Source organism: Ulvibacter antarcticus (assembly GCF_003688405.1).
Taxonomy (GTDB): domain Bacteria; phylum Bacteroidota; class Bacteroidia; order Flavobacteriales; family Flavobacteriaceae; genus Ulvibacter; species Ulvibacter antarcticus.
In genome coordinates, this window is record NZ_REFC01000012.1 from 458,457 (window position 1) to 472,074 (window position 13,618).

9 protein-coding genes and 1 pseudogene are annotated in these 13,618 nt (G+C 36.5%); 4 read left to right on the forward strand and 6 right to left on the reverse strand.

From position 1 onward, the window contains the following. Positions 1-32 precede the first annotated feature (32 nt). On the reverse strand, positions 33-2,168 hold the full coding sequence (locus tag BXY75_RS06865; RefSeq protein ID WP_121906976.1) for a S9 family peptidase: 2,136 nt from the start codon (positions 2,166-2,168) through the stop codon (positions 33-35). A gap of 65 nt (positions 2,169-2,233) precedes the next feature. Between BXY75_RS06865 and BXY75_RS06870 the strand changes: the two genes are divergently transcribed. Then, the gene (locus tag BXY75_RS06870; RefSeq protein ID WP_121906977.1) at positions 2,234-2,557 is read left to right on the forward strand and encodes a YbaB/EbfC family nucleoid-associated protein; all 324 of its coding nucleotides are present in this window, start codon (positions 2,234-2,236) and stop codon (positions 2,555-2,557) included. A gap of 2 nt (positions 2,558-2,559) precedes the next feature. Here the strand turns inward: BXY75_RS06870 and BXY75_RS06875 are convergent, their stop codons facing one another. After that, positions 2,560-3,027 carry a thioredoxin family protein gene (locus BXY75_RS06875; protein WP_121906978.1) on the reverse strand — a complete coding sequence of 156 codons (468 nt, stop codon included), beginning with the start codon at positions 3,025-3,027 and terminating at the stop codon, positions 2,560-2,562. A gap of 128 nt (positions 3,028-3,155) precedes the next feature. After that, positions 3,156-3,644 (reverse strand): annotated as a pseudogene (locus BXY75_RS17275) (OmpA family protein); the annotation flags it as partial. Between the two features lie 1,451 nt (positions 3,645-5,095). Between BXY75_RS17275 and BXY75_RS06885 the strand changes: the two are divergent. Further along, the gene (locus BXY75_RS06885) at positions 5,096-5,416 is read left to right on the forward strand and encodes a YegP family protein (protein ID WP_121906980.1); all 321 of its coding nucleotides are present in this window, start codon (positions 5,096-5,098) and stop codon (positions 5,414-5,416) included. A gap of 47 nt (positions 5,417-5,463) precedes the next feature. On the opposite strand, the gene BXY75_RS06890 is transcribed toward BXY75_RS06885, so the two are convergent. After that, positions 5,464-6,489 carry a threonine aldolase family protein gene (locus tag BXY75_RS06890; RefSeq protein ID WP_121906981.1) on the reverse strand — a complete coding sequence of 342 codons (1,026 nt, stop codon included), beginning with the start codon at positions 6,487-6,489 and terminating at the stop codon, positions 5,464-5,466. 477 nt (positions 6,490-6,966) lie between these two features. Here BXY75_RS06890 and prfB point away from each other — a divergent pair. After that, positions 6,967-8,074, forward strand: a protein-coding gene (gene prfB / locus BXY75_RS06895) for a peptide chain release factor 2 (RefSeq protein WP_121906982.1) whose coding sequence is annotated in 2 segments (ribosomal slippage) — positions 6,967-7,029 and positions 7,031-8,074 — 1,107 coding nt in all. Because the reading frame shifts where the segments join, the coding sequence is not laid out codon by codon here. A gap of 55 nt (positions 8,075-8,129) precedes the next feature. Next, entirely contained in the window at positions 8,130-10,421 is a 2,292-nt protein-coding gene (locus BXY75_RS06900) for an Ig-like domain-containing protein (RefSeq protein WP_121906983.1), read from the forward strand. Between the two features lie 176 nt (positions 10,422-10,597). Here the strand turns inward: BXY75_RS06900 and BXY75_RS06905 are convergent, their stop codons facing one another. Both BXY75_RS06905 and BXY75_RS06910 read right to left on the reverse strand, forming a co-directional pair. Further along, positions 10,598-11,842, reverse strand: coding sequence for a YCF48-related protein (locus BXY75_RS06905; protein ID WP_147437246.1), 1,245 nt, complete (start codon positions 11,840-11,842; stop codon positions 10,598-10,600). Between the two features lie 472 nt (positions 11,843-12,314). After that, positions 12,315-13,556, reverse strand: a complete 1,242-nt coding sequence (locus BXY75_RS06910; RefSeq protein WP_121906985.1) for a T9SS type A sorting domain-containing protein — start codon at positions 13,554-13,556, stop codon at positions 12,315-12,317. Between the last annotated feature and the right edge of the window lie 62 nt (positions 13,557-13,618).

A 13,618-nucleotide genomic window follows, 5' to 3' on the forward strand; every position in this document is an offset into this window, starting at 1 on the left:
TAAAACTGGACAAAGGTACGTAAATATTTTAATTACTCCTTAATTCCTTCCAAATCCAATAAAAAAGCATAATCCATGGCTACTTCTTTTAATGCTTCAAATCTCCCCGAAGCCCCTCCATGACCAGCATCCATGTTTATTTGTAACAATAATACTGAATTTCCTTGCTTCAATTCTCTTAATTTAGCGACCCATTTGGCAGGTTCCCAATATTGCACCTGACTGTCATGTAAACCGGTTGTCACCAACATATTCGGATACGCTTTCTTCTCAACGTTATCGTAGGGTGAATACGTTTTCATATAATCGTAATAAACTTTATCATTCGGGTTACCCCATTCGTCATACTCACCGGTAGTAAGGGGGATACTGTCGTCTAACATAGTTGTCACTACATCCACAAAGGGAACCGATGCAATAACTCCGTTATACAATTCTGGAGCTATATTAACTACGGCTCCTATTAATAATCCTCCGGCAGAACCTCCTGAGGCATATAAATGGTCTTTCGATGTATATTTCTCCTGTATCAGGAATTTTGATACATCTACAAAATCTGTGAAAGTGTTTTTCTTTTTAAGTAATTTACCATCCTCATACCATTTCCTTCCCAAATATTCTCCACCTCTAACGTGAGCTATTGCAAAAATAAACCCTCGATCCAAAAGACTTAAACGCACAGATGAAAAATAAGGGTCAATAGTTGAACCATAAGAACCATAGGCATATAAAAGCAAAGGACTTTTCCCATCCTGTGCAATGCCTTTGCGATACACCATAGAGACTGGAATCTTTGTTCCATCATCGGCTGTGGCCCAAACCCGTTTAGATTCATAATTGTTTTTATCGAACTTTCCTCCAAGTACTTCTGTTTCTTTTTTTATCTCTTTATCACGGGTATCCATGTTAAAATCGATAGTAGAACTCGGTGTTGTTAGTGAATTGTAACCATAACGAAGGATTTCAGTATCAAATTCTGCATTCCCTCCTGTACCGGCCGTATAAGTCTCATTATCGAATGGCAAATAGTAGTCATCTTTTCCATCCCAACGAATGATATGTATCTCATTCAAGCCATTGGCGCGCTCACTTACTACCAGATAGTCCTTGAAAATATCTATATCCTCCAATAAAACATCATCGCGATGTGGAATCATATCGACCCATGCCTTCTTCCCTGTATTATTCGCAGGGGTTTTCATCAACTTAAAATTAGTTGCTTTATCCTTATTGGTAAGCACATAAAAACTATCCCCATAATGTGATATGCTGTATTCCAATCCCCTAACACGTGGCTGAAACACTTTAAAATCATTATAAGGTGTATCGGCATTTAATATTCTAAATTCAGAAGTAAGTGTGCTATAACAACCAATAATCAGATATTTTTTAGATTTAGATTTGTACACATAGGTACCAAAGGTTTCGTCATCTTCAGAAAAAATAAGCGTATCGTCTTTCTGGTCGGTGCCTAGCGTATGTCTAAAAATTTGGTTGGAACGCAAGGTTTGTTCATCCTTACGAGTGTAAAATAGAGTTTTATTATCATTTGCCCAAGTGGCGCTACCAGTTGTTAAAGGGATTGACTCTTCCAGAATCTCTCCGGTTTCAACGTTTTTTATATAAATGGTATAATTCCTTCTACTTAATGTGTCTACTCCAAATGAAACAAGTTTATTATCCTCGCTTACGTTGAGTCCTCTAAGGTTGTAATACGAATGACCTTCTGCCATTTCGTTGACGTCAAATAGGATTTCTTCGGAAGCATCCAAAGTGCCTTTTTTACGGGTATGAATAGGATAATCTTTACCCTTTTCATAGCGAGTGATATAGTAATAGCCATTTAATTTATAAGGAACACTTTCGTCATCCTCTTTAATTCTCCCTTTCATTTCATCAAAGAGATCTGTCTGAAACTCTTTGGTATGGGCAGACATTTGATCGTAATAGTTATTCTCACGCTCCAAATAATCAATCACTTCTTCGTTTTCACGATCGTTTAACCAATAGTAGTTATCCTCGCGCACATCTCCATGTATTTCGAGATGTTTTGAGATTTTATTGGCTTTGGGTGGTATTATATTCATATCTTTTTTTGAAGACTCTTTAATGTTACATGAAACGGCAAAAGTAAGTGAAGCAAGGGAAATAATTACAAAATTTTTCATACGCTTATAATTGAAAATATAGGCGGCAAAGTAGTAATTTTGTAAAGAATAAAAAATTAAAGCAAATGTTTGGAGATTTAATGGGAATGATGGGTAAACTAAAAGAAACCCAGGAAAAGGTTGAAGCAACCAAAAAAAGATTAGATACGGTTTTAATAGACGAGCAAAGTACTGACGGACTGCTCAAGGTCACGATAACTGCCAATCGATCCATTAAATCATTAAAAATCGATGATGCTTTATTGGAAGATAAAGAGCAATTGGAAGATTACTTAATTCTTACCTTAAACAAAGCGATTGAGAAAGCCACAGAAATTAACGAAACAGAAATTGCGGCTGTAGCAAAGGATGGTATGCCAAATATACCCGGAATGGACCTCTTTAAATAAAATTAATTCGATCCTGCATACTTTTCAACAAATGCCAAATGATAACTGGTATCTTGATACGTATTATAAGAACTATAACCCGATAATTTCCCCAGTTCTTTTCCTTTAGAATTTAACACCAGTACTTTTGGGAAAGATTTATTGGTATTGTATTTAGCAACTATCTTCTTATTATATGCAAGTTGCTCTTCAGAGATTACATCCATTCTTCTTGGATAATCGATCATCACCAAAACAAAATCATCTGCTTTAGCAGCAAACGCTTCAGCTTCAAAAAAATCTTTTTTCAATGCAATGCACGGTGCACACCAGTCACTACCTGTAAAGTACATCAAAATTGGTTTGCTTGTAGCTTTAGATAATCCTTCAGCTTCTTCAAGGTTAGTCAACCATTTCAAATTCGACTCAGATTCTTGTCCGAAGGTAATAGTTGTAAGGAACAACAAAGAAATAATTAAAAGATGCTTCATGGCGTGGGTTGTTTTCAAAGGTTTAAGCACAATTTATGCCAAAGGTGATAAAAAAAAAAGAATTCCCAAGTAAATGGGAATTCTTTTAAAACGTGTTGATGATTAATTTATTACAATCCTAATAAAAATTAGTTATTGTTAATTAATCTGAACTCAGTTCTACGGTTTGTAGCATGCTCACGCTCTGTACAAGAAACTCCGTCTTTACATCTGTTCTTTAATCTATTTTCACCAAATCCATTAGCGACTAACAAACTGTTGTTAATACCTTTTGCAGCCAAGTAAGCAGCAACGGCAGAAGCTCTTCTTTCAGAAAGATCCTGGTTAGAAGTATTACTTCCTCTAGCATCTGTATGAGAAGCGATTTCTAACTTAACTCCAGGATTAGCTTGTAATACTGGCATTAAACGAGTATCGATAATTCTTTTAGCTTCAGGAGTTAAACTTGCACTTCCAAGATTCCAGTTAATTGGAAGAGCTTGATACTCAACAAGAGCACATTCTACTTCTTTCCAAGTAGTTAATCCACCTTTTGTTTGAAGTACTTCTTTAGAGACTGTTCTTGTTGTTGCAGGAACTGTTGCTTCTTCAATTCTAGCATCAGAAACTAACTTAGTAACTTCAAGATTTCTTGTAGCTCCACGTAATTCAACCGATCTTGTAGTTGGAGGTGTAGACATAACAGTTTTTGTAAAAGTTTTTGAAACTGCAGGAATATCTTCAACTCTAGAAGATTCGTTAGAAATAATCGTTTTCTTAACAGATTGAGTTCTAGCAGCGATTTCAATTCTTTCAGTTGTAGGTGGTGTCACCATAACTTTCTTAGTAATCGTCTTTCTAACTTCTGGAACTTCAACAACTCTTGTTGTAGGTGGTGTCACCATTACAGTAGTTTTTACCGTTTTAGTTACAGAAGGAATATCAATAACTCTTGTAGTTGCAGGACGCACTAAAGTTGTTTTAGTGTAAGTACTCATTCCACAGTCGCTTCCGCTTCCACCATTTTCTTCACAATCTGAAACTCTTACGAAAGACGCATCAGAAGATAAACGTTGTACGCTTACAGTAGTATATTCTGCAGGAACACCTTTGTAACACCAGTATCTACAGTCGTTAGGGTCACTTGAAGCACATTCGGCTGCAGGAGTATCACTCATCTCCCAACGAGCAGTAGCTGGTTTAACTTCGATTGTTTCAGAATCTGAAGTAAAGCTTGCCGCAGTAGTTCTAATAGAAGAACCAAATTCTCTTTTCTTGTACGTTAAAGTTTCAGAACCGTATTCCGCAGGAATTACTTCCAAACGTTGAGACGCTTCTTTCACAGTTATTGTAACATCTCTTGTTTCGTATTGTGCAGGGATGATTTCAACTTTTTGATAAGCTGGTTGTACAACTACTTCAAAATTTCTGTTCTCATATTGTGCAGGAATAACTCTTAAGCTATAACTAGCATCTTCTATAACAACTGTTTCCGTATCTGAGGTTACCTGAGAAGGAACCTTGGTTAATCGTTGTCCGGCATCTTGAGTTACAATGCTGAAAGATTCAGAACCGTATTGTGCTGGAATAATTTCAAGGTCAGAACCTGTTGCTTTAGACTCAACTGTTATAGTCTCTTTAGCGTATTGAGCAGGAACGACACTTAACTTCTTATATGCTGGTGTAACTTGAATAGTAACATCTTGGTTTACCCAGATATCTGGAGTAACACAACGCACATAACATTTACCGGGTTCAGGGTTTGTTGGTAGATCTTGTCCAAAGGTTACAGAAGCAACTAAGACTGAAAGACCTAATAAAATAATTTTTTTCATGTTTGTAGAGGTTTTATGGTTATCAAATATTTTAGCAATATTAATGCTACTAGACCTTAATTTACCGAAAATTAAGAACTTATTTGCTTGAAACTGTAGGCTTTTCGACTAGTTGCGCCTTTAATAGGTTCAAATGCATTAATTATTCGTTGTTTCAATTTTCACAAATAATTCACTTTTGAAACTATCCCAAAACGGGATAATTTTACGATATTTATATCAATTATATCAAGTCTAACTCTTAAAACTATACTATGTTTGAATTAAAGAAAAAAGGGGATCAATTTCATTTTGTGCTAAAATCGGGTAATGGTCAGGTAATACTATCCAGCGAAATGTACAATACCAAAGCAGCAGCAAAAAATGGAATCGCTTCAGTACAAAAAAACTGTGGTGATGATAAATGCTTCGAAAAAAAGGAAGCAAAAAATGGTAAGTTTCATTTTAACCTGAAATCAACTAACGGACAAATTATAGGGTCCAGTCAAATGTACGCTGCCGAAGCCGGTGTTAAAACTGGAATCGAATCTGTACGCAAAAATGCACCGTCTGCCGAAATAAAAGAAGTTGAGTAATACTCAATTGTTTACTTACCAATAAAAACCTCCAGGCCTGGAGGTTTTTATTTTTGATATGATTTTAAAACTTCTAGCAGTTTTTCATGCATCTTCTCCGTATAATCCAAATGTGTGACGATACGTAGTTTCCCCTCCCCCATATTACTTATCCGAATTCCATCATGTAAAAGATCTTCCATAAATTTTTCTTCTGAAAGCTCTTCCTTCAAATAGAATATCACAATATTAGTATCTGTAGGCTCTACCGCCTTTACATAACTGCATTTCTTTAGTGTTCCTGCAATTTCTGAAGCTCTTTGGTGATCTTCTGCTAATCGCACGACATTATTATCCAGAGCAAATAAGGCCGCTGCCGCCATATAACCTATCTGTCTCATCCCGCCACCTAATACTTTTCGCACCCGAATTGCATTTTGCATCAATTCTTTATTACCAACCAGGACAGTGCCAAGCGGCGTTCCCAGACCTTTGCTAAAACAGATGGAAATTGTATCGAATAAATTTCCGTACATCTTTGGATCTTCATTCTTTGCTACCAAAGCATTCATTAATCGCGCACCGTCCAAATGCATTCCTAAACCATGCTCCTTACTGACTTTTTGTATCTTTTTAATCTCTTCTATATCATAACAGGCTCCCCCACCTTTATTGGTAGTGTTTTCTAAACAAACAAGAGAGGTTAGCGGACTATGATAAAAATCCGGCGGATTTATGGACGCCACCACTTGATCGGCAGTAATCATGCCTCTATGTCCATCAATGAGTTTACAGGATACTCCGCTATTAAACGATACACCACCACCTTCATAATTATAGACATGAGCCCATTTATCGCAAATAAGTTGCTCTCCGGGCTGTGTATGTAATTTTATAGCTGCCTGATTTGCCATGCTTCCCGTTGGAAAAAACAAAGCCTCATCCATTCCAAACATCGTTGCCACTCTCGATTCTAACTCGTTTACTGTAGGATCTTCCTTATAAACATCATCTCCGGTTTTGGCCTTCATAATAGCATCCAGCATCTTTACATCTGGTTTTGTAACTGTATCGCTTCTAAGGTCTATGATCATATTTGTTTTTTATATTGTCATTTAGATTTATACTTTCTACAGAAGAAACCCCTCCGCCTTCGGCACCTCCCCTTTAAAATAAGGAGAGGACCTGGTTCATTGAACATTGCTCATTGAACATTGATAATTAAATTTCTGTTCACTTCGGAAAGCATTACTACAATCCTTCATCTAACTTCCACTCGCAAATGTTATAATTATTTTTCAAATTTTATAAGTGGTAGTTTCATTAATTTGAATTCCTTCGGAAAAAAACGCATTTCTAGTTTCTTCCGAAGCATATAACCCTAAAATACTAATCTCGAAGCTGTCACAATTTCTTCCGAAGAAAAGAGAAAAAATTAATAGTACAAACTGTTCCTCATGCCATATTAAATCTTAGTTTTACAAGCAGTTTTACCCTTTAAAATTATTTTTCATTCTCCTATTGAGATTGAAATAAACTAATAAAAACCACTCCAAGACGTGGTATAACCTATGATAACACAAGATCAGATAAAGGATCTAAGAGATCGCCAGGACGCGTTAAGGAGGTATCTTTGACGTCGCCGGGAAACAAATAGAAATCACCAACGACGAAGAAAAAACCTTCGACCCTAATTTTTGGAATAACCCTCAAGAGGCAGAAGCTTTTATGAAAATGCTTCGGAACAAGAAAAAGTGGGTTACCGACTATGAAGCTGCGGTGACTTTTCTTGATGACGCCGAAATCATTTACGAATTTTTTAAAGAAGGCGAAGGGAAAGCTGAAAACGTTGAAGCCAGATACAACGAAGCTCTGGAAGCCACCGAAGCCCTCGAATTCCGTAATATGCTTAGCGAAGAAGGGGATTCAATGAGTGCCGTACTACAAATTACTGCCGGCGCAGGAGGTACCGAAAGTTGCGATTGGGCACAGATGCTTATGCGTATGTACCTAATGTGGGCCGAAAAAAATGGATACGCCGTAAAAGAACTCAACTTCCAAGCTGGTGATGTAGCAGGTGTAAAAACCGTGACTATAGAAATTGATGGCGAATTTGCCTTCGGATGGCTAAAAAGTGAAAATGGCGTGCATCGCTTAGTGCGCATCTCCCCTTTCGATAGTAATGCAAAACGACACACTAGTTTTGCAAGTGTTTATGTGTATCCGTTGGCAGACGATTCGATTGAGATTGATATTAATCCATCAGATCTTTCCTGGGATTTTGCTCGTAGTAGCGGCGCAGGGGGACAGAACGTGAATAAGGTGGAAACCAAGGCAATTTTAACGCATAAGCCCAGCGGAATTGTAATTCACAACTCAGAAACCCGATCTCAACTAGAAAACCGCGAAAAAGCCATGCAAATGCTTAAATCGCAATTGTATGAGATTGAACTGCGAAAACAACAAGCACAGCGTGCCGAAATCGAAAACAGTAAAATGGCGATCGAATGGGGCTCACAAATCCGCAACTACGTTTTACATCCTTATAAATTGGTTAAAGATGTACGAACGGGGCACGAAAGCGGAAACACAGATGCCATACTAGACGGATACATAGATGAGTTCTTAAAAGCATTTTTGATGATGTCCGGACAGAAGGAAAAAAGCGATGAATTGTAAGAAAGTTGAATCATTTTTAATATCTTGTTAATCTTGTATATCCAAAGAAATTAAAATGCGACACTTATTAGTTCTATTGCTTCTCTCAATCTTGCTTGTACAATGTAAAAAGGAGGATGATGAAGCCATATTAGCAAATGAAGCTCCTGTTGCCGTAAACGACTTTGCCGTAACTTTTGAAAGCACTCCGGTTACAATCGATATTCTAGCGAATGATACCGATCCTGATGGTGCAATAGATGGAACTTCAGTTTCTTTAACGACTCCTCCTTCAAATGGCATGGTTACTTTAGATGCGGTATCAGGTAACGCTATTTACACCCCTAACGAAGATTATTCAGGATCCGACACTTTTACATATACCGTTTGTGACAATGGAACTCCTGTGGAATGTGATTCGGCCTTAGTTACTATAACCATTGAATTAGTTCCCAACGATCCTCCTGTAGCCGTAGACGATACTGCCGCTACTTTGGAAAATGTTGCAGTAGATATAAACATACTCGATAACGATACCCATCCCGATGGAACAATTGATCCTACAAGTGTTACAATTGTGAATAATCCTACAGATGGTAGTGTAGTCGTCGATCCAACAACAGGAATGGTAACGTATACACCAAACACAGATTTTGTTGGAACAGATACCTTTATGTATAATGTTTGTGACAACAACGACCCAATTCTCTGCGATAGCGCAACAGTGACGATTACAGTAACTCAAAATGATGACACAAGCCCACCTTGCACTACGGTTTCTAATCTTACAATCGTACAAAACGAAAATAGTGTTACCGTTTCATGGGATCCATGTATAGACCCTAACGGCGAGGAAGTGACATACCGAATAGAATTTCTGAAGTTTTTATATGATTGTGAGCTTAACACACCTTATGACACTTTGGAGGCGTTAGTAACCACAACCGAAACCTCCTATACTTTTAATAATTTGGAGTACTTTTATAAATACGTAGCACAAGTTTCAGCACAAGATCCAAGTGGTAATTCTTCTGATATTTCTGGGGTTGGCAAAAATCTAATTCCAATTGGTACTTATACCGGAGACATAATTCTAAAATATCAGTACGCGGTGGATTTATTTGAAAATCATCAATTGGAAATTGTAAATGGAAACGTGCTAGTAGAGGATAAATGTGGGTTTTCTTCAACTCGAATTTCAGATTTATCCCATTTAGCCGGGATCACTGAAATTAATGGAGACTTAGTAATCGATAGTCATGGATATCACCTTTTCGATGATATAAGCTGTTTCGAAACCTTAACTAAAGTAACAGGCAAGCTTAAAATTACCGGCGGAAGTAATGGCATAAATAATCAAGTACATGACATTAGCCCGCTATCCAATATTATTGGATTGACAGATATCGAAATCTATCGCACGAATATTACAAGTCTAAGTGGGTTCGGAAATATTACGAATCTAACCGGTGATTTTATACTAAAAGAAAATATTAATCTTACAGATCTTTCAGGTTTTAATAATCTTCAGGAGATTAATGGTCACTTTGTGCTCGAAGGAATTAATTCTACAGCTTATGGCTTTATAAACATAAGCGGATTTGAGAATCTGGAAAGAATTGGTGGTAGTTTATACTTTCATTTTAACCCCCAATTAGAATCAATTCAAGGTTTCGATAATTTAACGGATGTAGGTCTCCTCCAAATTATACTTTGTGAAAATTTATCTACCATTACGGCATTTTCAAGTTTGGAAACAACAAATCAAATTGAAATTGAAAGATCCAAACTAACTAATTTGGATTTTCTCCAAAGTATATCAAATATAAATAATGGTTTAAGGTTTTCATATAATACTGAACTAAACAACATTAGTGCAATCAATAATATCTCCTATATTGGTGCATCCATATGGATTACAGGTAGTGATGCGCTTACATCAATCAACTTTAATAATACTCTTTCTACTGGAAATAATTTTGATTTAGTCTTTCAAAATAATTCAAATTTGCAATCTTTAGATGGCTTGAGCAACATTGGAACACTAGGAAATCTGGATATTCGAAACAATGCGAATTTAGAAACAATCAATATATTACAAAATCTGACAACCATAAAAGATGCCATTTTTATAGATAATAATGATAGCTTGACCAATCTTGATTTCCTTTCCAGTTTAGAATTAATAGAATGTGATGCTTCAGGAACACAGGACTTAACTGTTATAGATAATTTTAATTTGGCCGATTTTTGTGGTCTTGTGGACTTCTTTACCAATGGTGGTTTGTGTTCTAACGACTATGAAATCAGCGATAATGGTTACAACCCATCACATATCCAAATAATTAATGGAGACTGTAGTTTATAAATGGTTGCTGAAAACGATTTACGTGAATCGCTTGAAAGGTGTAAATTAACTAGTCAAGAAGATGAAAGTCAATAAAAAATCACAGTTGTCTCAAAACTAAAAAGAGCGAATCCTAATTGGAGTCCGCCCTTTTTTTATCAAATAATATTCTTAGTAGATTCAAATAAAAATCACCCTTATTCTTTCACAACAGTATAAGACCTTCTCCCGTTATTCGTCTGAAAATTTAATACATATGTTCCTGCTGGGTATTCAAAATCAAATGAATATGATTTTTTTCCGGCTTCTGGCACTCTATCTCTTTTTAAATGTTCCAGCAACTTCCCGTTTATATCGTATAATTGAATTAATAAATTATCGACATGTTCATAGTAGATATCAATATTCAGTTTGTTTTTTAATGGTACTGGCGCGATCACAATTTTTATGTCCTCGATCGATACAGGATCAAATTCAGTCACCGATAATTCTTCTTCAAATTTATAAATAGTTTCGCCAGAGCAGTATGCCAACTGATTATTAAAAAATTGGAATCGGTTTAAGGTATACCCTAAACTTATATCAGTCCAGGTATCACCGCCATCATTCGTTTCGTAAAATCCGGTCGTATGTCCACCCATCCATCCGCGTGTCGGACTCACAAATCCAATAGCTTGAATACTTGCTTCTGGTGCATCTTTTTGAACCCAAGTTGCTCCCGAATCGAACGACTTTATCAATTTACCAACGCTATTGGATTGAATTGATCCGTAGATATACGTATTATTCTCCATAAGTTGTAACTTCCAAACATAATCGCCGGGCATACCCGAATTATAAATTTCCGTCCATGAATCCCCGCCATCTGTAGTTTCTAAAATAACTCCTCCAGAAGCATGACTCCCTGATGCATAACCATGGTTTTCATCGATAAACAAAACTTCAACCAAAGCACTTGCAAAGGACGACATATCAGTAAAATCCCAGTTGGAGCCAGCGTCAGTTGACTTAATCACATAGGCTGGACTGAACCAAGATCCACAACCATATATAACAGAAGTACCAATCGCATCCATTCCACATATCGCATCTGGATTACCTGGCAATGGAACAGGTTCCCAAGAGTCTCCACCATCTGTTGATTTGTAAAACAGTCCATCCAAGGTTCCTAAAAAGCCTATATTCTCATCAATAAATTCAATATTTCTGAAGTAGGAACCGTTAACATGAAATTGAAATTCCCAAGACAAACCTCCGTCGGTCGTTTTATAAACATTAGCGGAAGGACCATTTGCTGCCCATCCAAGGTTTTCATTTAAAAAGAAGATGTCATCAAACCTACCTTCGCCTGAGGGTGCATTTTCAAGTGCTTTCCATTCTGGTTGGGCTACAGCAAGCGTAGTTATTATTAGACTCAACGCCAAAAGAGTAATTTTTCTCATAATTTTTTTTATTTTGCTACTGAAGGGTTTTTCACCTGAAATAGGCACTTAGATTGCCTTTTTTCTGATTCAATTGCGGGCCGAAAATACTCAAATATTTCTAAATTACATTTCTTCCGAAGCAAAACAGAACTATTATAATTCGTAGAAGCTCTCAATTCACTTCAATTCGACTTAATTAATTCAACTAAAAACTAGTTTTTATGAAACAAAAAAGACATAGTTTTAAAACAATTGCGTTAATAAACAAATTCTAATTTATTCCTACCAAGCATTGACCAATTATGGAAACCAAGTTGAAAAAGAAAGGTCCTTCGCATTTAGATAATTATCTATATATGGTGTTTTATGTTCAAACGACTATAACATTGACCAATAAAGACAAGTTTCTATATAAAAAGAGCGGATCCCTAAAGGAATCCGCTCTTTTTTATTAAATAATATTCTTAGTAGATTCAAATAAAAATCAGTCTTATTCTTTCACAACAGTATAAGACCTTCTTCCGTCGTTCGTTTGGAAATCCACGACATAAGTGCCCGTGGGATAGTTAAAATCAAACGAATAAGATTTGATTCCGGCGTCGGCTACTCTATCACGTTTTAAATGTTCCAGTAGTTTACCATTTATATCATATAACTGAATAAGTAGATTATCAACATGTTCATAGTAGATATCAATATTCAGTTTGTTTTTAACAGGAACCGGCGCTATAACAATCTTTATATCCTTTGTAGGAGTCTGTTCAAATTCAGAAACAGATAACTCATCTTCAAACTTATAAATAGTATCACCAGAACAATAAGCTAGTTGATCGTTGAAAAATTGAAAACGGTTTAGATTGTACCCCAAGCTAATATTTGTCCAGGTATCACCTCCATCATTGGTTTCATAAAAACCACTATTGTGGCCACCCATCCATCCTCTTGTCGGACTTACAAACCCAATTGCTTGCACAGATGAATCAGGAAAATCTTTTTCTACCCACGTTGCTCCAGAATCGAATGACTTTATTAGCTTACCCTGACTGTTAGATTGAATTGATCCATAGATATAGGTATTATTCTCCATTAATTGAAGTTTCCAAACATAATCGCCCGGAAGATTTGAATTATAAATTTCAGTCCATGAATCACCCCCGTCTGTAGTTTCAAGGATTATACCACCAGAAAAAGCACTACCTGATGCATAGCCATGGTTCTCATCGATAAAAAGTACCTCTACCAACGCATTGGAGTAAGAAGTCATATCAATGAAATCCCAATTGGATCCCCCATCAAACGATTTAATAATGTAAGCTGGAGAAAACCAGGCACCACAACCATAGACTATCGAGCCGTCAACTACATCCAGACCACATATTGCATCAGGGTTATTTGGCAACGCCAACGCGCCCCAAGTTTCTCCTCCATCTGAGGATCTATAAAAAACACCATCTAATGTTCCCAAAAAACCTGTGTTTTCATCCATAAATTCAATGTTCCTGAAATAAGCATTTGTATGAAATTTTAAATCCCAAGATACACCTCCATCTGTTGTTTTATAAACATTCCCCGAAGGACCATTTGCCGCCCAACCTAAACTTTCATTTAAAAAGAAGACATCGTCGAATCTACCTTCACCTGAAGGCGCGTACTCGAGTGCTCTCCATACTGGCTGTGCGAATGCAATCGAAGTTAAAACAAGGCTTATCGCCAAGAGTATGATTTTTTTCATAATATTTTTTTTGCTTTTGAAGGGTTTATCTTTTGAAACGAGTGTTAAATCTTCTTATGCTG